Source organism: Microcoleus sp. B6-A1, assembly GCF_036705085.1.
Classification (GTDB): Bacteria; Cyanobacteriota; Cyanobacteriia; order Cyanobacteriales; family Microcoleaceae; genus Microcoleus.
The window spans coordinates 65587-87666 of the sequence record NZ_JAUBTU010000023.1; the positions used below are offsets into that span (position 1 = coordinate 65587).

Here is a 22080-nt window from a genome sequence, read left to right on the forward strand (position 1 = left end):
TTATCCCTAATCTATACTCTCATGTGTTTACTGTATAATACGGCACATCTGCTGAAAAATTTGTGCCACTTTATTTAAAAAAAATCAAAATGAATACTCTCTTTTCTCCCCTCCAACAGTTTCTAATTACTTGGCTGCTAGTGCTAGTAACGGGATGGTTTACCCTAACTGCTGTCAGTTATGTTGGGGAACTGGTCAGTATTTTAGTAACAGCGGGACTCATTGCATTTTTATTAAATTATGCAGTAAAAAGACTGCAAGTATTTTTGCCACGGGGAGTAGCTGCGGGGCTGGTTTATTTAACTGCGGGTGTGATAGTAGTAGTAATCGGTTTAACTATTGTGCCGCCGGTGTTCAACCAAGCGAGCCAGTTGGGGGTGAGGTTGCCGGAATTGCTGGAGTCGGGGCGGCTGCAGCTAGGTGAATTTCAAGCCTGGAGTGCCGATCGCAATTTACCGTTTAACGTGCAAATATTGGAGCAGCAGTTATCCGCGAAAGTGCAGGAACAAGTGCAGGCGATTGCCGGTACGAGTTTAGGCTTAGTTGTCGGTACTGTTAACTGGTTTTTGGACTTGATTTTTATTGTGGTGATTTCCTTTTATATGCTCCTAGACGGGCAAAGAGTATGGCAGGGTTTGACCAGTATTTTTTCCCCAGACATTCGCTATGTTTTAACAGAGACTTTGCAGCGAAACCTCCAGCGATTTGTATCGGGACAGTTATTGCTGGGACTATTGATGGCCATCTCCTTGACTCTGGCTTTTTGGTGGCTGCAAGTTCCGTTTTTTCTGTTGTTTGCGGTATTTATAGGATTGACGGAAATAATTCCGTTTATTGGAGCAACTTTGGGAATTGGCACTGTTAGTATAATTGTAGCGTTTATTGATTGGTGGCTGGCGCTGCAAGTGTTGGTAGTCGCGATCGGTCTCCAGCAAATCAAGGATAATTTAGTAGCTCCCCGAATCATGGGCAATCTCACCGGATTGAGCCCGGTAGTTATTTTCACAGCTTTACTGTTAGGAGGCAGAGTGGGAGGATTGTTGGGAGTTATCCTGGCAATTCCGCTCACTGGGGTTGTAAAAAGTATAGTAGAAATTGTACTCAATCCCAAATTGCCGCCCCAAACAGGCTCGTTTTTCTACAATCCTTTTAGCGGCGAGGAATTGGGGAAAATACCAGAAGATGAAACTAGAATAATCTTGGTCGCCGATGAACAAAAGTAGTCTAATTTTTGTAGTAAGTAATTCAGTTATGAAAACTTTTATAAGCCAGGAATTAACTTTTTGCTGCTGAGTCCCTTAAGAAAAGACTAAAGTCTCTACAAAGAACTTTAAGAACTTTAGTCTTTATTACTAACACACTGAAAATCTCAAACCTAAAAAATTATGAAATGGTGGCAAAATCTTAGAAACAATCCTCTAGCTCGGTTGGGAGCCGTGCTGCTGTTAATTTTTTATACAGTCGCGCTTTTGGCCGAATTTGTGGCACCTTACGACCCCTACGACTCTAAATTAAACGGTTCATTGCTGCCGCCGACTCAGATTTATTTAACCACCCAAGACGGGCGATTTATCGGGCCCCACGTTTATCCGACTACTCAGGGCCCAGTGGATGCGAATACCGGCGCTCGTGAGGTAATTGTAGACTGGCAAAAACCCTCTGTTCTAGGTTTGTTTGTCAAAGGTTCTCCCTATAAATTTTTAGGAATTTTGCCTTTTGACAGGCATCTTTTTGGCACGACAGGAGAAGGCCAAATTAACATTTTAGGCACGGACGAACAAGCTCGCGATCAATTCAGTCGCTTAGTACACGGCAGCAGAATTAGCCTCTGCATCGGTTTAGTTGGCATAGCAATTTCTTTCCCATTGGGATTGTTAATCGGAGGCATATCGGGTTATTTCGGCAGTTGGATTGATAGTATTTTAATGCGTTTCGCCGAAGTATTGATGACGATTCCTGGTCTTTATTTATTAGTAGCGCTAGCAGCAGTGTTGCCGCCGGGATTGACAAGTGCTCAGCGATTTATATTGATTGTGCTGATTACTTCATTTATCAGTTGGGCGGGTTTGGCGCGGGTAATTCGCGGTCAGGTACTGTCAATTAAACAACGAGAATTCGTGCAAGCGGCGCGGGCAATGGGCGCTAATCCAATTTATATTATTGTCCGCCACGTTTTGCCACAAACTGCAACTTATGTAATTATTTCTGCTACTTTGGCGGTTCCGGGTTTTATTGTGGCGGAGTCGGTTTTGAGCTTAATTGGCTTGGGAATTCAACAGCCCGATCCTTCTTGGGGAAATTTACTATCCCTGTCTACTAATGCTTCCATTTTAGTGTTGCAGCCTTGGTTGGTTTGGCCTCCGGCGATACTGATTATTTTGACTGTTTTGGCGTTTAATTTATTGGGGGATGGGTTGCGGGATGCTCTCGATCCGAGAAGTATTCAAAGGTAATTGGTAAGTGGGAATCGGTAATCGGGAATTCAAATATTTGTAGGGGCGGGTTCACCCAAATTTATATCATCAATTCCCAGAACTAAAAAACCCGCCCCCACCCATCGCAGATACTCAAAAAATTGTTCTGCAATCAGGCTTAATTGGTTTGGTAGGGGCGGGTTTATGAATATTTTGGATGTGAACCACAGATTGTTGGTGAACCCGCCCCTACGAGATTTGGTAATACAAGGATAGCTCAAAAATACCAAGATTAGTTAAGGATTAACAGGTAAGCAAATGGTAAAAGTAGAACCAACACCCTCCTGACTTTTTACTGCAATATTGCTGCCCATCATTCGGCAAAAACGCTGGCTGATTGCTAGTCCCAAACCGGTGCCGCCGTACTTGCGCGTGGTAGAAGCGTCTGCTTGGGTAAAGGGTTGGAAAATTTGCTGCAACTGTGGGGTACAATTTTCTTAAAGTATATACCTGCAATTTGCGGTAAACTTTTTTCAGGAATCTACTAATTATTCAAGTCTGATCGTGAAATTAGAATTTGCCTTAGCTCAATATACTGATGCTCTCGCTCACCTAAAATTGGCCAAGTCTGAACCCTCAGAAATAGCCATTCTCCATATTTTAGTTACTCGCGATGCCATCAAAGAAGCACTCAGCGAGAAAACCCAGCTTTCTGTGGAAAGTTTGGCTAAACTACTCGAATTAGACAACTTCCTGAAACAACAAGCCAATGCGATCGCCCGAGGAGCAAAATTAGCAGAATGGCGATCGACATTTCACCCCTCCCCAGAAGCTTGGTGGTGGTTTCTCGAACCGACTTCCGACGAGGAAGTTTCCCCCTCTAATCGCTTAGATTGGTTGTTCAACGGGCTGACTATCGCTGGATTGGCGGGGGTAGCGGCTTATATGACAACCTTCGCTCAACTCTTTGCCACGGGAGGAATCAGCTTCGCTGAGAGCTTTGGTCTGCTGGGACAAGGAGGGTTGCTTCTGACGGTAATCCACACCTTGCAGGACACAGGACAAGAACAGATTAAAAATATCCTCAAAAAACTCAATATTGCTCCGCAGTTTCACAGTCAAGCAACCTTGGGTATTACCGCAATGTTATTGTTGGCTTCTGTGGGAGTCTATAACTCTTTGCCTCGGATTGGGGACTGGAACTATCGAGAAGGAAAAAAACTCTACGAAAGAGGTTTACTGGAAAAAGCCAAAGGGAAATACGAGCAAGCGGCCAAAATAAACCCCAATAATTGGGAGATTCCAATTGCCTTGGGACAAATCTACGAATCTTTAGGATCTATAGATTTAGCGAGGAAGGAATATGAAAAAGTGTTAAACCTAGGGGAGGCTCGCGCCTTTAATAATTTAGGTCGCGTTTATATTAGTAAAAACGATAGGGTTACCGCTGAAACTTTACTGCGGATGGGATTACAACGGGTTAGGAAAGAAGATGCTCAACTCAACTATGAACTGCATCTAAACTTGGGCTGGATACTGCTCAAACAAAAACAGTATCAAGCGGCTGAAAAAGAAATCCGACAAGCAGTTGCTATTGACCAAGCAATTGAAGGAAAACAGCTCGGTGGAGGGATGGCTTATTGCTTGCTAGAAGATGTTCTGGAAGAAAAAAAAGATACAAAAGAGGCATCCCGCTGGAGAAAAATGTGTTTGGAGAGTGCTCGTCCCGAAACGCTTGAGCAGTATAAATGGTTTATTGAAACTGGAAAACAAGATTTCGCCGATCAGATAGATACTACGGGAGTGGTGAATGGAGAATCTAACCCAAGTACACAGCCGTAATGAGTAAGATAAAAGTAAAAAATAAAACCTAAACACAAGGTTATGTTTACTTTTAGTTTCCCTACTTGGTTTGTATTCCCCTTTTTTAGGGGAACTTCTTTTGTAAGGTGCGCCAGCATTCTTTTTTTCGGAAAGTGAATGCTGCGTGTGCTATCCACCCTAATTTTGCAGATTAACTGGCAACCAGATCGTAAAAGTAGAACCAACACCCTCCTGACTTTTTACTGAAATATGACCACCCATCATGAGGCAAAAACGCTGGCTAATGGCTAGTCCCAAACCGGTGCCGCCGTACTTGCGCGTGGTGGAAGCGTCTGCTTGGGTAAAGGGTTGGAAAATATGCTGCAACTGGTCGGGAGTCATCCCAATTCCTGTATCTATACAATTAATAACTAAAAATTCTTTACTAGCAATTGAAGATTGAGAACTTGTCGCAGGTTCAGAAGTGTTTTCTTGTTTTCCTTCGCTGCTGTCACCCGCAATTTTTTCTCGGCTGGCTGTGAGGGTAATTGTACCGTTTTGAGTGAATTTGGCGGCATTGCTCAGCAAATTTAATAAAATCTGCTGCACTTTGGTAATGTCACTGTGCATAGTGCCGATATTCGTAATTTGGTGCAAGTTGAGAGTGTTGCCGTTTTTTTCAATTAGCGGCGCGGCGGTGGATGCTACTTCTTCAATCAAGGCGGCGATGTCGAAGGTTTCTAAGTAAAGATCCATGCGACCGGCTTCGATTTTAGAAATGTCGAGAATGTCGTTAATTAGCGATAGCAAGTGTCTGCCGGAAGTGCGAATTTTGTCTAAATCTGGGGTGATTTCATCGTAACCCAATTCTGCGGTTTCTTCTTGGAGCATTTCGCTGTAGCCGATGATGGCATTCAGAGGTGTTCGCAGTTCGTGGCTCATGTTTGCCAAAAATGCGCTTTTTGCGGTGGAAGCGGCTTCGGCTGCTTCTAGGGCGAGTTGCAAGGCGGATTCAAAGACTTTTCGATCGGTAATATCCTCGACGCTGCCTTCATAGTAGAGTACCTCGCCGTTGGCGTCACACACTGCACGGGCGCTTTCGGAAATCCAAATTACGCTGCCGTCAACGCGGTAAACTTCTGACTCAAACCCGGAAATTTGTCCGAATTCTTGCATCACCCGCATAAACTTGTCGCCCTGCTGAGGATTGACGTAAGCTTGCTGTTTGATGTTGGTGAGATTTGATGTCAATTCTTCGGGAGTGGCGTAGCCATAGATGCGGGCTAAAGCTGGATTTACGCTCAAGAAGTGGCCTTCGGGGGTTCTTTGAAAAATGCCTTCGACTGCATTTTCAAAGATGCTACGATATTTTTGTTCTGCTTGACGCAAAGCGCTTTGTGTACGATCGCGCTCGCTGGCTTCGATCGCCAATGATACCAAATCTGCCAGGGAAGCAGCAAAATTTTGTTCTTCTAATGTCCAGTTACGAGGAGTTCCCACTTGTTCGATACAGATAACTCCGACTGTTTGTCCTCCCAGCCGCACCGGCGCATCTAAGGTTGATGTAGTACCCACTTGTGAAAAGTAAGATTCCACAAATTCTCTGGTTCTAACATCTGAGAGAGCGTCATCGGCTGCGATCGTCCGGTGTTCTTCCAAAGCTTTAAAATAAGCTGGATAGTCTGCTGCTGCGAGTTCGGCACCTTGGGAATGGTGCGGGTTGCTGCGGTGAAATTGGTCGAGACATTGCAGTTTCGATCGACTCTCATCATATAGCCACGCGCCAGCTTTTTCTGTCTGTAGGGTATGAGCCGCCGCTTCGGTGATTTGCCTCAAAGCTACTTGCAAATCGCCTCGATATAGCGCTTTATTTCTTGCCAATTCTACCAAAACCGTATTTTGTGTGAGCAATTGTTTTTGCCTGTGGCGTCGCACGGATTCGGCTCGCTTCTGTTCGGTAATATCGCGGGCTACCACAATGACGGATTCTGCTGAAAGCGGTGAAATGCTGGCTGCAAAACAAACTTCGCGGTCGTTAATGGTTAAATCGTACTCAATGCTGACAGTTTGCTGAGTATCTAAAGCTGCTCGGATGTGGTTGAGAAAATTGTCTGATGTAGCTTGCGGAAATACCTCTGTGACTGTTTTGCCAACTAATTCTTCGATTGGTTTGTAGAGCAGAGAAAGATTTGTGGGCGCGATTTTTAAATAGCGGCCGGTGGAGTCCACAACTATAATTAATTCGTTCATAGCTGCAAACAAAGCCCGCAATTCTGCTTCGGCTGCTTCGAGTTCGCCAGTCCGCTCTGCTACTCGCTGTTCTAAACTAGAGTTGGTTTTTTCTAGGGCAACAAAAGACGATCGCAATTGTCTCGCCATTTGGTTGAAAGACTGAGCTAGGAGACCGAGTTCTTTGACTCCTTGAACTTCGACTTCGCCGTCTAATTCTGGGGAGGTGAAGTCGGATGACTCAGACATTTTTGTTAAAGCTTTGGAAGCTTGCAACAATCGGGTAATCGGTTTGACAACCCAGCGAGAGGTAAATATTCCGAGTGCGATCGCCAGTACGAAGGCAAAAAAGCACAATAAGATAGTTGTGCGAGTGTTGGCGTTAATTTGCTCCATAAAGTCGGCTTCCGGGATTGCGACTACAATCAGCCAATCGAGGCCGCGGCCGTCTTGCAGGGGAGCAACAGTAATGAATTGACGTTTGCCGTCTATCTCGAAGGTAAACTGTCCTTTGCTGTCAATTTGTTCAAAACTACCAAATCGTTGTTGCAAGTATGTCGAAGCCGATCGAATTAGCAAATTTTTGCTCTGTGTCGCCAACAGCCGTTTTTGTCCGTCTTGGCCGGTGACAAAGGGCAATTCGTCTGTGGAACTGGCGACTATTTCCCCGCTGCGTTCGATCGCAAAAACTTGTCCCGACGGGCTAATTTTGATGCTTTTGAGAAAATCACTGATTTGAGAAAGAGTCAGGTCAATTGCCAGTACCCCCTGCAGGTTTCCTGTTTCATTGTAAATAGGCATCACCGGCGTAATGCCGAGCACTGGCGAGGCCGTGAAGACGTAGATCGGAGACCAAGTGGGTTTTCCTGCCTGTTTGGCAGCTTGGTACCACGGTCTTGTACGGGGGTCATAGCCGGCGGTTTGGATGAGCTCAGTGCGATTTCCTTGGCTGTCGAGGCGATAAATTTCGCGGTTGGGAGCCGTTGATTCGTCTCTGATGTATACTAAGTCTTCTGCTTCTCGCTTGAGTAAGAGGAATCTGCCCTGTTCGTCGCCGTAGTAGATGGTTGTAGTTCGATCGCTCAGCTTGGTCTGATTCCACAAATAGCGCTCTAAGTTGGGGAAGTCTTCCGGGTCTAAGTTGCCAGAGGCGATCGCAGCAGTATTCATTTGTAGAAACAGGTGAGACACATCCCCAAAACTGCGGAAATTTTCTTTCGTCCTCGCTGCAACTTCCAAGCTTAACCTCGTAGCAAGGTCATTGACAGCTTTCTGGCTGTTGCGAAACGAAAGCCATCCAGTCACGCCGACTGCTACGGAGATTTGTACCACCAGCGGTATCAACAAGACTAGGCTTAGTGACATCTTGGGCGAGCTTTTCATCACACAACTGCTCAGACTTTTCAATAACATCAATATTGTGACACCTACCAGGTTTGTGTATCGTTTGTCGCTTAAACTGAAATGTTGCACCATTCTCAATAAGCTTTTTATGAACAGGCTGGACGGCCTGTTCTGTCAAAGAGTGAATTTTCTGGTGGAACAGGCCCGAAAAGCCTGTTAAGCGAGAATGGTGCAATATCTCAGTGAAAATCACCCTCGATATAAGTTACAACGTTGTACACACATAGTGAAGTGCAGTGACCGACTGCTCAAAACGGGGCTGAGGTTTCCACCGCTACTCTAAAAACTTGTAATATTAATCATGCCACTACTTGTCTGAATGTGGCGATCGCTCTGCAGACTCCCGATAAAAAAGCCACAGCCCGTAAAAAAAGCAACTTTAGGCCCGTGTTGCCCACCCTGGTTGTCATCAGTCATTGCCAATTATTCAATTTTTTAATCTAAACTTTTTAATCTAAAATAAGCTCACTTTCTCCTGGTGGGCATTCTCTTCCTTACGCCTGGTTAATAAAAATTTTATTTTCATTTTTTCTACAGTCCCAGGACAAATGTAAATTCTGTGACAATCTCGTGTTAAAAAATTTGCTATTAATAAGATAAGCCGCCAAAATCCAGATCGACTACAAAGAGGATAATTGAAGCATCTGCATTTCATCAACGCCAGCAAAGTAAAGCGTTTTTGGCTTTTTTGGACGATCAATATTTTGGCAAAATAATACTTCTGGAGGATGACATGAACTATACATTTGAAATCCTGGGCGTATCTCCAACTTTAACATTTTTTAACCAGCAGCAGGAATTGCTGCAACAACAGCAGCCGTCCGGTGTAGAATACTTGGCAAACCGAAAGTGCACTCTCGATGCGTTTGTGGCATCCGTAGAGACAGTTTCTCCTAACCGCGGCTGGGATGTCGATCGAGTTGTAGACACCGTGATTAGTTTCTGGATGAACAACTCTGATAGCATCCAGTATTGGAGACACAGGCTGCAGGATGCCGGCAGCGAAAACTTGTTAGTAGCCAGAGTAGGCGATATCAAGTCTTTGCAAGCTGCATTTGAATCACTGCTGGGCGAATAGGAAAATCGCCAATTGCGAAAAAGTCGATCGACTTTTTCGCTAAAACTGAGATATTGCACCATTCTCAATCATCCTTTCAGGCCGTTGCTCTGAGCAACGGCCCACAATAAAATTTATCTGTTGTGGAACAGGCATCTTGCCTGTTCTTGAGAATAGTGCAAGATGTAAGTAACATCCACTCAACTGTCTCTTTCCAATTTCCAATTGGCAATTCCCAAATATTATGTCTCGTTCCAAAGCCCTGCAATCTTATATTTTTGTCCGCTTGCTTCTAGCACCCCTAATGTTGTGGACAATCACCACAGCAGTATTTTTGCTCTTGCGGGCCACTCCAGGCGACCCCATAGATGCCATTCTCGGCTCACGAGCTCCCGCAGCAGCCAAAGAAGCAATGCGAACTCAACTCGGCCTCGACGCACCCCTGTGGGAGCAATATTTCAAATACATGAAAGACTTATTCAGTCTGAACTTGGGAACATCCATCACCACTCGCGGACAAACCGTGTGGCAAATTATCGGAGATTATTTCCCCGCTACAGTCGAATTAGCAGTTTGTAGCATGGCCATAGCTTTAATTGTCGGCATCAGTATCGGTTCCCTGGCAGCATCCCGCCCCAACACTATTTTCGATGCTGTCGGCCGTTTGTTTGGCATTATCACTTACTCGCTGCCGGCTTTTTGGGCCGGTATGGTTTTGCAATTAATTTTCGCAGTGCAGTTGGGATGGTTTCCCTTGGGAACTCGCTTTCCCGTCACATTCCCCGCCCCCGAAGGCTACACAGGACTATACACTATTGACAGTCTCCTGAGCGCTAACCCTGGTCAGTTTCTCACATCTTTGCATTATTTGGCTCTTCCGAGTTTGACGTTGGGGATTCTTTTGAGCGGCATTTTCGAGCGGATTGTCAGAGTGAATCTCAAGCAAACTTTGCAAGCAGATTATGTCGAAGCAGCTAGAGCTAGAGGCATTCCCGAATTGCAGATTTTATGGGCTCACGCTCTGAAAAATGCACTAATTCCGGTGATTACTGTCTTAGGATTGACTTTTGCTGCACTGTTGGGCGGTGCTATTTTAACAGAGGTGACTTTTTCTTGGCCGGGGTTGGCAAATCGCCTTTACGAAGCGATTAGCTTGCGGGATTATCCAACTGTTCAAGGTATTGTGGTGTTTTTTGCGGCAATAGTTGTAATTGCCAGCATTGTAATTGATATTTTGAATGCTTACGTTGACCCGCGAATTCGGTACTAAAAATATCAAGGAAGAAGGGCAACGGATGCTCTACTTTTGCACTTAGCCTTTTTCTACCTGTACTTTCTGCGTTCGCGAGATGTTTTAGCCAGGGGTGGGCCTGTAGAAGCAGTTGTCAAAAAGATCGATCGGCTTTTAGAGTGACGACACTTGGCATTGTATGGGCAATACTGGAGAAAATAAACTTTAACATTTGAGGAAACGCTGATGAGATTATTGCGAACAATCGCCGCTCTATCGGCGGCCTTGACCCCACTGATGGCTGAAGCTGCCTTTAGCCGTCCCATGCCGGGAACAGCCGATTTTCCCAGAGCCTCAAACCCCCAAGTAAATGTGCCGGTTTGCTTCATCGAAACCCGAGGTGGCACAACTTTTGATTTAGTCAGCTTGTGCGGCAGCAATGCTGCTCCCCAAAACACTAATCCGGTTGCGGGCAATGCTCCTGCAAATAACCCCAATGCAAGCACTCCGCCTCCTCCCCCGAACCCCAACGCCATCACCAGAGATGCTGTCGGCACGCCGATAACTACTCCTGCTGACACGGCAAATCCGAACAATCCCAACAATGTCAATCCGGGAACTTCGCCCGCAGGTACTCCCAATGCCACTCCGGGAACTTCGCCCGCAGGTACTCCCAACGCCACTCCGGGAACTTCGCCCGCAGGTACTCCCAACGCCACTCCGGGAACTTCGCCCGCAGGTACTCCCAATGCCAATCCGGGAAGTTCACCGAGTACCAATCCCAATAATCTCAATCCGGGAAGTTCGCCCTATATTACTCCCAATAATGCCACTCCGGGAACTGCGCCGAATACCAATCAGAATAATCTCAATCCGGGAACTGCGCCGAGTACCAATCCCAATAATAGTGCGTCTCCCACGGGTGGAACTGCTGGCGACAGCAACAGCGATTTAGTTCCCAATCGCAATCTCAATCTTCCGAGAGTGCCGCCGAGTTCCTTTAGCCCCGGAGGCCTTGCACCGACTAGAGATGCGATTGATGGCCCCCGCTAGTAATAAGGGAAGTGTCAGAACTTTTAAAGAAACCGGGTTTCTCGGAAACGTTCTCTTTTTCAGGGATATTTCAGCGGCGAGAAAGCCGGAACATTTATTTGCCTGCATAATATTGATGTCAGGTGCGATCGGCATATTTTGTAGCAGAGTAGCAAAATAAAAGTTAAGCTAAGAACTTGTAGACGCTATGGGCTAAGCACTCTTTTAGAACTGGCCAACCAGGTAGAAGCAGTGATACATAGCTAGCTTTAATCCGTAACAGGATTAGTTATCAGCACAGGTTAAAATTATTACCAGGCGGGTGCTCGCCAGCTCCAAGTTCTCAAGCTAAACCATTCAACAGGCATATTTTTGTTAAGCCCGTGTGGTTTGGAAAGTACCGGCTGATAACATTAGCAAGACAAAATTAACCCGATTATTCGGAGGCTCTTCATGAGCAAAATATTTGTTTTAATAAATTGGAACAAAATTGCTCTAGACCCGATCACACTTGAGGAGGAAATCTAGTGTCAAACTTAGTTCAACGCTTAGAAATAACCGCTCATCCGCAACTAGAAAAATCCCTCGGCTATCGAGGAGATAGTCGCTGGGTAGCTTGGCGCTGGGAACCCGACATCGACCAACTTATTTCCAGCGACGGCAAAACAGTCGGCACTGGCAATAATATGGCTTGGCTGGTGTTTTTGCAGCACGATTTAGTCGATCCTGCAGTACAAGAGTACAACCTCGGCAAGGGCGATCGCTACTGGCTGCTTTTAGACACCGCAACTAGAAATCTCTACGTCGGCGAAGGGAAAACTGTTCAAAGTCTGCTCGAACAGCCGGAAAGTTTAGGTTTATTAGCCTGTCTTGATGGCGGGAATGCCGATCGACAAACTGGTGAAACTTGGCAGCAAACCCTATCTCAACTAACAGCCAAACCAGTTGTTCGCAACCTGACAAATGCCCTTCCGTTCGGTATCGCGGCCGCTTTGATAGGTGCTTTAGGCATCGGAACCGGATTGTGGGTAGTGCCGGCGGTGCAGCAGAAACTAGCCGAAAAAGCTGCTTTTGTTTCCCCAATTAGTTCTGGCGCCAACTGTGGGCTTGGCGGTTCCGACGATTTTTCAGCTTATATTGGTTCATCAAGCGGAAACAAAGAACTTCATTTAATAGGCGTTTACGAAGCCAATGCGGATCACAAGAACCGAGATTTATCACAAAGTGCGATCGAAGTCAAAGTAGAACGCCGAAACAAGCCAATAATTCTCGCACTTTCAGCCTACGAATCGGTGCAATGGAACATTACCGCAGAACCGGGAGCCGTTATCGAAAAAATCATTGTTAACGGATACCACAACCAAACTGTTTCAGGAGTTTCGGGAATTCCAATTGAAGAGCACAGCTACGAAGAAACCGGAGACAATCTCGGCGACTTTATCTACAAGTGGGGTGCTACCCCTGACAGTTCCAATACTTCTTCCCTCGTGACTAAATTGGAACAGAGAAACAGCACCAGTTTAACTTCCTTTCAAGGATGCTACAGAGGTAAAAACTTTAGTATTAATTGAGAGCAGCGACAGAGGGTGACAAGTTAGACAATTTTCGATTTTCGATTGGGAATAACTGATTAGATATGGATTTGGAATTTGTGACAATTCCCTTCTTTTTTTTAACGGGTGTTAAAACCTATCCCTCTAAAATCACAAAACCCGCGTCTGCGGGTTTTTTATTGAGAGCTAAACTTATTGGCATCTCTATAGCAATCCTAAATCATTTGTGAACTTCTTACTCCCTCCCCTTGATAAGGGGAGGGTTGGGGTGGGGTAAAAAATTTACAACTCCTGCAAGGATTGCTATATGGTATGATATGCGGTGGCGTCATTACCAATTCCCCACTCTCACAATACTAATAGATTTCTTATGAAATACTGGTACGAAACCCTCGCAGTAGCACAGCGGATTTTAATTGAATTGGGGAGGCGCCGGCGCAGCTTAGTCTTGTGGAGTATATTTCCAGTTTCTATCTTGCTAATTAACGGTTTAATTTTAAAAGAACGGGCTAATCTCAGCACAGCAAAAGCTTTTGAAACTGCTGCACCGGCAAGCTTAGTAGGAGCAGCTTTATTTTTTAGCTGTCTCGGTGGTAGCGTAGCAACAGTAGTAGCAGAGCGAGAACAGCATACCCTCAAACGCTTGTTTATTTCCCCGCTGAGTGGCACTTCCTACTTTTTAGGGATTTTCCTGGCTCACAGTTGCATCGGCATCGGTCAAGTAATTTTAGTATATGCGATCGCCTCTTGTTTAGGAGCACAATTTCAAGGCTCTATTCTGCTAGGATGTGCGATTATTTTACTCAGTATTGTATCTTATGTAGGTGTAGGCTTTATTCTCGGCACCCAGTTTGCGAGGCGCACTGAAGATGTCAACTCCCTAGTAGCAGCTTTCGGCGTCCCCTTGTTGATTTTAGGAGGCGCATTTTTGCCGACTTCGCTGTTTCCCAAAAGTCTGCTGGAACTCGCCCAGTACAATCCAATTTATCACATGAACGAAGCGCTGATGGGCGTGTGGGCTGACGGCAAAGATTTGGCTGATATTGCAGAACACTTTTGGTATTTATTCATATTTTCTATTGCCATGATTGTAGGTGGATGGCTTTCTTACCGCAGGATGCTGAGAGTAGAAAGAAGACTTTAAAACTATCTCATTATGTCATAATTATTCATCTCTCTCTTCTCTTCCTCCGCGCCCTCTGCGCTCTCTGCGGTTTAATCGTTCCTAAACAACCGTAAATATATAAAATAATACGGAGAATTCAAGCAGTGCTACAAATAGAAAAGCTAAATAAGTCCTATGGCCAACGTTCAGTGCTTCAAGATTTAACACTGCACATTCAAGCTGGAGAAATTTACGGTTTGCTGGGGCCAAACGGGGCGGGCAAAACTACAACTATCAATATTTTATGCAATTTGCTAAATGCCGACAGCGGCCAAGTTTCCATCAATGGCGAACCTGTTTCCGAATCTACAAAATTATTAATAGGTGTAGCGCCCCAAGAAAATTTGCTTTACAAAAGCCTTAGCTGCGAAGAAAACCTCAATTTTTTTGCTCAAATTTATGGCTTAGAGCGCAAACAGCGGCGCTATCAAGTAAGACACTGTTTGAAAGCAGTAAATTTGACAGATAGAGCTACAAGCCCGGTGGAAACTTTGAGCGGAGGAATGCAGCGACGTTTGAATATTGCGGTGGCTTTGGTACACCAGCCTAAATTAGTAATTTTAGATGAACCGACAACGGGTTTAGATATTGAGGCGCGCTATGAAATTTGGGAGTTAATTCAGCGCTTGCAATCGGAAGGAATTACAATTTTGCTGACAACTCACTTGTTGGATGAAGCTGAGCGGCTGTGTCAAAGAATTGGGATTTTAAAGAATGGCAGTATTGTAGCTGAGGGCAGTTTGGAGGAGTTGCAAAAACTGATTCCGGCTCAAGAAATTATCGTGGTAAAAACCGACGAAGAAGCTGAAGTCATCGCCCGCGCTCAAAAATACAGTTTCATCCCCCGCCGCTACGGTAGCGATTTAGCTTTTTGGCTGCCGGAACGTTTAGAATTAAAAGAGATTATTTTGCTGTTCGACGGGATTTCTATTGATTCAATTGCTCGGTATCCGGTGCGGTTAGAACATATTTATGTAGAAGTAACTAAACAAACTGTATCCTAATCTGCGTCCATCTGCGTATATCCGCCCAGTACGCTTCAAAAACCAAAGAAACCGGGTTTTTTACCGAATCTGCCGACTGTAACGCAGTATCTCGCAAAAACCCGGTTTCTGACCACCCTAACGAATTTACACTGTCTTAGCCCATTCGATCCAAGTTTCTATCGGGCGGAAACCGACTGATTTGTAAAGCTTTGTCGCCCCCGTCAAACTGTCAGCATCAACGCTGAGTTTAGCTGTGTTTGCACCCGCTGCTTTCAACTTATGCAAACCAGCTAATAGCATCGCTTTTCCTAAACCCATTTTCCGAAAGTCGCGCCGCGTACCCAACAATTCAATCCAACCGTCTTTTGTGCCGCTGCGGGCGTTTTTTTGGGGTTTGATTTGACAGTCGCAGAAAGCAGCAAATTTGCGTGAAGCGAAGCTATCCCCCAGGGAATCGCCCGAAACAGCAATTAAATCTAATTCCGGCTGATAATTGGCGTCTTGCATCCAGTAGCGCACGGTTTCCGCAGTTAAATCGTGGTGATTCCAGTGATCGATAAATGACTGGTTGAACATCTCTACCCAAGGTTGGATGTCTTGTTCTCCTGATACGTGTGTCAGCGCAAAATCTGCGGGAAATTCGGGCGTGGGAATGGGTTCGGCGAGGGATCGGGCCATTGTCCAAAAATAGCGATCGACTTCAAAGCCCTGTTTCTCTAACAGCCGCATCTCATCGGTTTTGTCCTCCCGGCTGTAGGTTCGCAATTTTGCGGGCAAATTGCGTTCTTTCGCCACTTCGCGCAGCCGCTTTTCGCCCCACTTAATTATGTCTTTTTCTAATCCTTCGCCACGGACATTTGGATGCACATAAAACCACAAAGAAGCGTCTATTTCAGCCGGGGAATCTGGCATATCTAGGAGTGACAAACCGATTAGTTTGTAATTACCATCTTCCCACAACTGCACGTCGCGGGCTTGGTCGAGTTTGGGTGCATCAAGTATTAGCTTGAGTTCAGTTGCTGAGACTTCTTCGCCGAGTCGATCGACTGCTTCGCAAGCATCGATCAAATTGGCGATCGCGCACCAGTCAGTTTCGCCCTTGTAGGAGCGTGTTGTCAAGATATTCATAAAAAACTTGCAATCCGTAATTTCGGACTGTTCCTCTTAGTTGGTATTGGCAAACAAGTACAGTAATTCAGACATTTTGGACAAATGTCAGTAACAGGCTTTCCGGCCTGTTCCACAAGAAATAAATGTTCTTGTGGGGAGGGTTCGCGTGACCGCACCTAAACCGCTTTTAGTATTTGAGAATGGTGTCGATAAAACTCAGAAACCTGTTTATATCACCCAGGCTTTCAGGTTTTATCTTATAGCGCAATCATAAAAATTGGTTTGCCCTTTTGGGCTAGTTTTGTATTGGAGTTTATGGCTGGATGTCGATGAGTCGCGCTCTCTTTCGTTACCAAGCTTGGTGCTTAAGTAACTACTATTGTTTGAATAAAGTTTCTACAGCTAAGTAAAGAAGTTGTCACCCCCACCGGGTAGTTGATTTTTACTTTTGCTCTTTTTACAAGAAATCCTTTTTAAGGGATTTTTTGCTCCTCCTGTTAACTCGCCCGATCGGGGGAGGGGAGAAGTTGAACTTATTTAAAAGTTCCCTATTTCAACTATAACCTGAGCTGTTTTTTTTGGCAAGTTTGAAATCGAGGGATTCTTGCTAGTATTAACGAGGAGGGCCTGTGATTGCAAGAGCTATCCGGCTTTTAACCAGCCGTAACTGTAATTTTTATAACGTTTTCCCCTGAATTGAGGATTTAATTTTATCCAAACGTTAAACTAACGTTAAACTGTTTTTTACAGATTAATATGAGGTAAATATGCTCGACAACCTCGATTTAGATATCTCCCTGGATAAAGAAACCTATGATGCCAAGATAGAAATTTTAATGCAGCAGTTGCGATCGCTCCAACTGGCCTGCAGGGAAAAAAAATTGCCCGCAATTATCGTCCTCGAAGGTTGGGCAGCCGCCGGCAAAGGTGCTTTAGTCAAAAAAATGGTAGGGTACATGGACCCGCGGGGGTTTGCCGTCCACCCGATTTGGCCGCAGTCAGATGCAGAAATGGGCTATCCTTTCCTATGGCGGTTTTGGCAGAAACTCCCCGCCCGCGGCAAAATTGGTTTTTTCTACCACAGTTGGTACACTCATGTTTTAGAAGACCGATTGTTCGATCGAGTCTCCGAGGCAGAAGTACCGACAGCCATCAGGCAAATCAACGCCTTCGAGCGGCAGATGGTTGATGACGGCGCCGCAATTGCCAAATTTTGGATTCACCTGAGCAAAAAAGAACTCAAGCATCGGCTCAAAAAACTAGAAGATGACGCATTACAAGCTTGGCGAGTGCGACCCGAAGATTGGAAACAAGCCAAAAAATACGAAGAATACACAACTTTTGCCGAAGAAATGGTATCCCAAACCGGCACGGGCCCAGCACCTTGGACGCTAGTAGAAGGCGATTGTCAACGGTGGGCGAGAGTCAAAGTTTTAACGCAAATGGCAGCGACAATTACAGAAGCCTTAGACAGACTGCCGATGCAATCTGCACCCGTGAAATTGCCACCTCAAGAAAGCTTGCAACCCACCGAACCAGACTTGCTGGCCCAAGTAGATTTAACTCAATCGCTGTCGCCCGACGAATACAAACAGCAACTTCGCGAGGAACAAACCCGTTTTGGCAAACTGCAACAAAGCATCTACGAAGAGGAAATCCCCGTGTTAGTGATGTTTGAAGGTTGGGACGCCGCCGGTAAAGGAGGAGCAATCAAACGCTTGACGGACATATTAGACCCCCGCAGTTACATCGTTAATACCTTTGGGGCCCCGACAGACGAAGAAAAAGCGCATCACTACCTCTGGCGGTTCTGGCAGCGGCTGCCGACTGCTGGTAAAATCAGCATTTGCGATCGTAGTTGGTATGGTAGAGTGCTGGTCGAGCGAGTCGAAGGATTTGCCACCGAACCCGAATGGCGCCGAGCTTATCAGGAAATCAACGAATTTGAGGAGCAACTCACCAGTTTCGGGTGTGTCTTAGTTAAATTCTGGCTGCACATCAGTCCTGACGAGCAACTAAAGCGGTTTACAGAGCGGCAAAACAATCCCTTTAAACAATACAAACTCACTCCTGAAGATTGGCGAAATCGGGAAAAGTGGAATTATTATGAAGTGGCGGTGAATCAAATGATTCAGCGCACCAGCACGCCGCTAGCTCCCTGGACGCTAATTGCGGCCAATAACAAGTATTATGCTCGTGTTAAAGTAATTCAAACGGTAACGCAGGCAATTCGGAATCAACTGAAGCGCCGATAAATTGGGATTGGTGAATCGGTAACAGGTAATGGGGAAAAAAGTAGGCAGAACAAAGCAGGCTTGAATTGTCAATTCCACCTGTGGCGTGCTCGATCCATTACCAATTACCAATCAACCATTACCAGTTATCAATTACCAATTAACTGTCAGCAATCTGTGACTGGAAGTAGCGGGTTTCACCCTGCAACCAATAGTTGATAGCTGACCGGAAGCGAGCATCAGGATAAATGCGATCGGACTGCGTTATTCGCGAAAGTTAAAAACCCACCGATGCCCGTATTTCCTCCCGCAGCTAAATTAGCGCTCGTTTCCACACTTCCGTACTAATTTATGAAGACACAGAATATTGCAAGATGCCAGAACTGTTAGCTCGCATTCTATTTCTATTCCTCCTGTTCTCACTGATCAAATCGTGGTGGGATCAATCAGGAGGCAAAGACAATCCGTTATTAGACCGGCTGCGCGTTTTGCTACTGATCAGCCTTTTGATCCTAGCTTTTTTTGCACCAGACACTCCGGTCGGAGCAGCGATTTTCGGGCTCATAGCCTTCTTCTTTAAGCCGCTGGGCTTTTCCATCACGCTGCTGGTGATTGCATCGGCGCTGATCACAAACGGGGGCATCCGCAACCCGGCGCCGAGAATGATCCTGGCAGCCCTGCTAGTTTTGATCCTTTCGAGTATGCCAGTTGTCGCTTACTGGTTCGCCGAGCAAGCAGAACGTGACGCCGCCGCAGCCGTCCGCACAGCTTGCTGCGACGAAACCGCAGCGGCGATCGTCCTGCTGGGCAAGGGAACCACTCAGCCCCACATCCCCAACCGAGTGGCGATTCAACTAACAGATACAGGCAATCGCCTGCCCTATGCAGCCGTTTTGTACCGCCAAAAAGTGGCACCGATGGTCATAGTTACCGCTGGCCCCAGACCAGAGTTGGAGGGTTATGTTGGGGAAGCGAAGGATATCGAGACTTTGCTGGCAAACAACATGGGCGTGCCGCGCAGCAGTATCGTTCTCGACGATAACGGCAGCAACATACGCACCAGCGCCGAAGAAGTGAGAAAGATACTCGACAGCCGTGGCGCCCCGCGGAAAGTAATCCTGGTAACATCTGCGATTCAGATGCGCCGTGCCAGCCTCGCTTTTGCGAATATGGGAATCCAGGTGATTCCTAGGGCTACCGACTTCTACACTTTTCAACCCACATCAGGAGGGAGATCTAGTAGACTCCGCTTAGACGCGGGAGATTTTTTGCCTAGTGCAGAAGCTTTGGTAACTACGACGCGAGTATTCGATGAATATTTCGGGTCTTTCTATTACTATTTGCGAGGCTGGCAGGCTCCCAGGGCCTAAAGTGGCAAGTTGCTGGTGTTTTTCTTAGGCAACAGCGACTGCTCCCCAGATTGGTTTAAAATCTGATGAGAATGAGACCTTTGTGGGGAGCTGTTTTTTCTCATTCCGGCGGGGTCGCCGACAATCAAGTTTGCCATAAATGCAAACAATACCCAAAAGATAACTGGCTCCCACTGGGATTTTTTGGGCGTTGCTTCTGGGGTTGTGACAGATTCGACGTTGACTTTGATGTCTAGTTTGCCTTCAATTTCTTTGCCTTTGAGAACTCCCTCCTTGCACACACCCTTAAAAATCATGGGAGCGGGCTTTGGTGCTTCTGCTTTCGGTTCGTCTGCCATTTTTTTATCCTGGTTTTGGTGAATCCGGTTGGATAGTACATTCTTAAAGGTTCGGGGGTTTTCCGGACAGGATTTCGCGAACTCTGAAAGAATTAAGTTAAATATGCACCCCGCCCCTTCCTGGGGCTTAAACATAAGAATCTGAAGGCATTTCCAGCTAGTGCTGGTTTGTTTTAGATAGCAGCCTTGCCTTGAAGCTGCTACTTATATATCCGGGTGAAAGGGAGATTTTTATGCAAAGTACGGGTTTTTTGTCAGTAACTCAGGGCTAAAGCCACTGAGCTTGCAAGAGAAATCGAACAAGCTATGCTGACCAGCCTAAGATTCTTGAAATCTACGTTATTTGAGTCACGACACCAGGCGAATGCGAAGCTAGTTCCCTGCTCTGTCCGAAGCAATTAAACAGTCTTAAAGTCACGCTCGACAGTGTTGCAGGTTCAAAAAGCTTTTATAACATTGGCGAAGCTAACATTACACGCAAGTGAAGAGACACAACAATGTCTAATTATATTTTCGTACTCGACACGAACAAAAGACCACTAACGCCTTGTAAGCCGTCAATAGCTCGCAAGTTGCTAACTGCCAATAAAGCGGCTGTTTTCAGAAGATTCCCATTCACAATTCTTCTCAAAAAGGTGGTAACAGCAACTGTCAAATCAATTAGTCTCAAGTTAGATCCAGGCTCTAAAACTACTGGCATCGCTTTACTAGAAGGTGAGAAAGTAATTTTTGGCGCTGAACTAACCCATCGAGGTCAATCCATTAAAGCAAGTCTTGATTCCCGTCGCGCACTGCGTCGAGGAAGACGAAGCCGTCATACTCGTTACCGCCCAGCAAGGTTTTTAAACCGTACCCGCCAAAAAGGATGGTTAGCGCCATCCTTGCAGCACCGAGTAGAAACCACACTGACTTGGGTTAACAAATTACGCAGACTTGCATCAATCAGTTTGATCGTTCAAGAGCTTGTGAGATTTGACCTACAACAACTAGAAAATCCTGAGATTTCCGGCATCGAGTACCAACAAGGCGAACTACAAGGTTACGAAATTCGTGAATATCTACTGGCCAAATGGAACAGAAAGTGTTCTTACTGCGACACTGAAAATGTACCTTTGCAAGTTGAACACATTTATCCAAAAGCCAAAGGTGGAAGCAATCGAATTTCTAATCTCTGCCTTGCTTGCGAGAAGTGTAACCAGCAGAAAGGTACTCAAGATGTTAAGCAGTTTTTAGCAAAGAAACCTGACATCTTGAAGCAAATTCTTGCACAGGCAAAACGTCCACTCAAGGATGCTACTGCTGTGAATTCGACTCGATGGGCGCTGTTCTCTCAACTGAAAGAAACTGGATTGCCCGTCTTGACTGGTTCAGGCGGACTGACGAAGTTTAATCGTACTCGACTGCAACTACCAAAGACTCATTGGCTTGATGCTGCTTGTGTCGGTCAAGTTGAATCATTGTCTGTGGTCACGAGTAAACCATTGCTAATTAAAGCAACTGGACATGGGACTCGTCAAATGTGTCGTACCGACAAATTTGGCTTCCCATCTCGGTACGTTCCGAGGAACAAGTTTGTCAAAGGTTTTCAAACTGGCGATATTGTAAAAGCAATCGTTACCAGTGGTAAAAAAATAGGTGAGTATGTTGGTCGGGTTGCAGTTAGATCGACGGGTTCATTCAATATCTTGGCATCAGAATTGGTGCAAGGAATCAGCCATAAATACTGCAAAACTATTCACCATAAAGATGGGTATAGCTACTCATTTTAATTGTGAAGATTCAAGGCGATTGAAATCGCCGAGTCGTTTTCCACGAGCGGGCTAAAGCCACTGAGTTTCCCACTTACCGAGTGTTTTTATGAAAAATTTATTTGCTCCCGGCGGACAGAAACGTCAACTAAATCAAAAGGAGTCCCGCGCTCTACCTGTACCCAGGTGAGCGTCGGGAGGAATTTGCGTGAGTGAAGAGAACCGCCCCGAACTAAACCAACGACTTTAGGTGTTGGAAGGCGAGGGGCGGTCGATGAGCGAACAAATTATTTTGCTACACCACTTGCTTTTTGTATGTTCACGAGATTGAATTTTGTCAGAGTTCGTGAAAGTAATGCCTCAAATAATCACCGCCAAGCTAAAACTAAACCTGAATGCCGAGCAA

The 22080-nt window shown here is 45.7% G+C and carries 15 protein-coding genes and 1 pseudogene; 12 read left to right on the forward strand and 4 right to left on the reverse strand.

The window, feature by feature from the left end; translation table 11 throughout:
- The first annotated feature begins 89 nt into the window (after positions 1-89).
- Complete coding sequence (locus QUB11_RS10895) at positions 90-1223, forward strand: AI-2E family transporter (RefSeq protein WP_333390525.1); 1134 nt, start codon at positions 90-92, stop codon at positions 1221-1223.
- 162 nt (positions 1224-1385) lie between these two features.
- On the forward strand, positions 1386-2453 hold the full coding sequence (locus QUB11_RS10900) for an ABC transporter permease (RefSeq protein ID WP_333390528.1): 1068 nt from the start codon (positions 1386-1388) through the stop codon (positions 2451-2453).
- Between the two features lie 257 nt (positions 2454-2710).
- Here QUB11_RS10900 and QUB11_RS10905 read toward each other — a convergent pair.
- Positions 2711-2896 (reverse strand): annotated as a pseudogene (locus QUB11_RS10905) (ATP-binding protein); the annotation flags it as partial.
- Between the two features lie 82 nt (positions 2897-2978).
- Here QUB11_RS10905 and QUB11_RS10910 point away from each other — a divergent pair.
- The gene (locus QUB11_RS10910) at positions 2979-4256 is read left to right on the forward strand and encodes a tetratricopeptide repeat protein (protein ID WP_333390534.1); all 1278 of its coding nucleotides are present in this window, start codon (positions 2979-2981) and stop codon (positions 4254-4256) included.
- 159 nt (positions 4257-4415) lie between these two features.
- Here the strand turns inward: QUB11_RS10910 and QUB11_RS10915 are convergent, their stop codons facing one another.
- Positions 4416-7829: a PAS domain S-box protein gene (locus QUB11_RS10915; RefSeq protein ID WP_333390536.1), complete on the reverse strand. Its 3414-nt coding sequence runs from the start codon at positions 7827-7829 to the stop codon at positions 4416-4418.
- 754 nt (positions 7830-8583) lie between these two features.
- Here QUB11_RS10915 and QUB11_RS10920 point away from each other — a divergent pair.
- The 6 genes from QUB11_RS10920 (at position 8584) to QUB11_RS10945 (ending at position 14892) form a co-directional block, all read left to right on the forward strand.
- Positions 8584-8928, forward strand: a complete 345-nt coding sequence (locus QUB11_RS10920) for a hypothetical protein (protein WP_242721486.1) — start codon at positions 8584-8586, stop codon at positions 8926-8928.
- Positions 8929-9151: 223 nt separating this feature from the next.
- The gene (locus tag QUB11_RS10925) at positions 9152-10177 is read left to right on the forward strand and encodes an ABC transporter permease (RefSeq protein WP_333205958.1); all 1026 of its coding nucleotides are present in this window, start codon (positions 9152-9154) and stop codon (positions 10175-10177) included.
- A gap of 207 nt (positions 10178-10384) precedes the next feature.
- Positions 10385-11191 (forward strand): hypothetical protein, encoded by an 807-nt coding sequence (locus tag QUB11_RS10930; protein WP_333205959.1) that lies wholly within the window; start codon positions 10385-10387, stop codon positions 11189-11191.
- 506 nt (positions 11192-11697) lie between these two features.
- Complete coding sequence (locus QUB11_RS10935) at positions 11698-12741, forward strand: hypothetical protein (RefSeq protein WP_333390539.1); 1044 nt, start codon at positions 11698-11700, stop codon at positions 12739-12741.
- A gap of 352 nt (positions 12742-13093) precedes the next feature.
- Positions 13094-13867, forward strand: coding sequence for an ABC transporter permease (locus tag QUB11_RS10940; RefSeq protein ID WP_333205961.1), 774 nt, complete (start codon positions 13094-13096; stop codon positions 13865-13867).
- Positions 13868-13992: 125 nt separating this feature from the next.
- The gene (locus tag QUB11_RS10945) at positions 13993-14892 is read left to right on the forward strand and encodes an ABC transporter ATP-binding protein (RefSeq protein WP_333390541.1); all 900 of its coding nucleotides are present in this window, start codon (positions 13993-13995) and stop codon (positions 14890-14892) included.
- A gap of 126 nt (positions 14893-15018) precedes the next feature.
- Here QUB11_RS10945 and QUB11_RS10950 read toward each other — a convergent pair whose 3' ends face one another.
- Entirely contained in the window at positions 15019-16002 is a 984-nt protein-coding gene (locus tag QUB11_RS10950; RefSeq protein WP_333205963.1) for a GNAT family N-acetyltransferase, read from the reverse strand.
- A gap of 749 nt (positions 16003-16751) precedes the next feature.
- Here QUB11_RS10950 and pap point away from each other — a divergent pair.
- Together pap and QUB11_RS10960 are read left to right on the forward strand one after the other, a co-directional pair.
- Positions 16752-18239 carry a polyphosphate:AMP phosphotransferase gene (gene pap, locus QUB11_RS10955; protein ID WP_333205964.1) on the forward strand — a complete coding sequence of 496 codons (1488 nt, stop codon included), beginning with the start codon at positions 16752-16754 and terminating at the stop codon, positions 18237-18239.
- Positions 18240-18592: 353 nt separating this feature from the next.
- The gene (locus QUB11_RS10960) at positions 18593-19588 is read left to right on the forward strand and encodes a YdcF family protein (protein WP_333205965.1); all 996 of its coding nucleotides are present in this window, start codon (positions 18593-18595) and stop codon (positions 19586-19588) included.
- Here the strand turns inward: QUB11_RS10960 and QUB11_RS10965 are convergent.
- Positions 19585-19926, reverse strand: a complete 342-nt coding sequence (locus QUB11_RS10965; protein WP_333390543.1) for a hypothetical protein — start codon at positions 19924-19926, stop codon at positions 19585-19587. The two genes, QUB11_RS10960 and QUB11_RS10965, sit on opposite strands and share 4 nt — an antisense overlap.
- A gap of 497 nt (positions 19927-20423) precedes the next feature.
- Between QUB11_RS10965 and iscB the strand changes: the two genes are divergently transcribed.
- A complete protein-coding gene (iscB, locus tag QUB11_RS10970; RefSeq protein ID WP_333390546.1) occupies positions 20424-21695 on the forward strand; it encodes an RNA-guided endonuclease IscB in 1272 nt (423 codons plus the stop codon).
- The last annotated feature ends 385 nt before the right edge of the window (positions 21696-22080 follow it).

What these genes read in the sequence shown, in the direction of transcription:
- QUB11_RS10920 (WP_242721486.1), top strand. Translation starts at nt 8,584, where the DNA reads ATGAACTATACATTTGAAATCCTGGGCGTATCTCCAACTTTAACATTT.
- QUB11_RS10925 (WP_333205958.1), top strand. Translation starts at nt 9,152, where the DNA reads ATGTCTCGTTCCAAAGCCCTGCAATCTTATATTTTTGTCCGCTTGCTT.
- QUB11_RS10895 (WP_333390525.1), top strand. Translation starts at nt 90, where the DNA reads ATGAATACTCTCTTTTCTCCCCTCCAACAGTTTCTAATTACTTGGCTG.
- QUB11_RS10915 (WP_333390536.1), bottom strand. Translation starts at nt 7,829, where the DNA reads ATGAAAAGCTCGCCCAAGATGTCACTAAGCCTAGTCTTGTTGATACCG.
- pap (WP_333205964.1), top strand. Translation starts at nt 16,752, where the DNA reads ATGCTCGACAACCTCGATTTAGATATCTCCCTGGATAAAGAAACCTAT.
- QUB11_RS10930 (WP_333205959.1), top strand. Translation starts at nt 10,385, where the DNA reads ATGAGATTATTGCGAACAATCGCCGCTCTATCGGCGGCCTTGACCCCA.
- QUB11_RS10950 (WP_333205963.1), bottom strand. Translation starts at nt 16,002, where the DNA reads ATGAATATCTTGACAACACGCTCCTACAAGGGCGAAACTGACTGGTGC.
- QUB11_RS10965 (WP_333390543.1), bottom strand. Translation starts at nt 19,926, where the DNA reads ATGGCAGACGAACCGAAAGCAGAAGCACCAAAGCCCGCTCCCATGATT.
- QUB11_RS10960 (WP_333205965.1), top strand. Translation starts at nt 18,593, where the DNA reads ATGCCAGAACTGTTAGCTCGCATTCTATTTCTATTCCTCCTGTTCTCA.
- QUB11_RS10940 (WP_333205961.1), top strand. Translation starts at nt 13,094, where the DNA reads ATGAAATACTGGTACGAAACCCTCGCAGTAGCACAGCGGATTTTAATT.
- QUB11_RS10900 (WP_333390528.1), top strand. Translation starts at nt 1,386, where the DNA reads ATGAAATGGTGGCAAAATCTTAGAAACAATCCTCTAGCTCGGTTGGGA.
- iscB (WP_333390546.1), top strand. Translation starts at nt 20,424, where the DNA reads ATGTCTAATTATATTTTCGTACTCGACACGAACAAAAGACCACTAACG.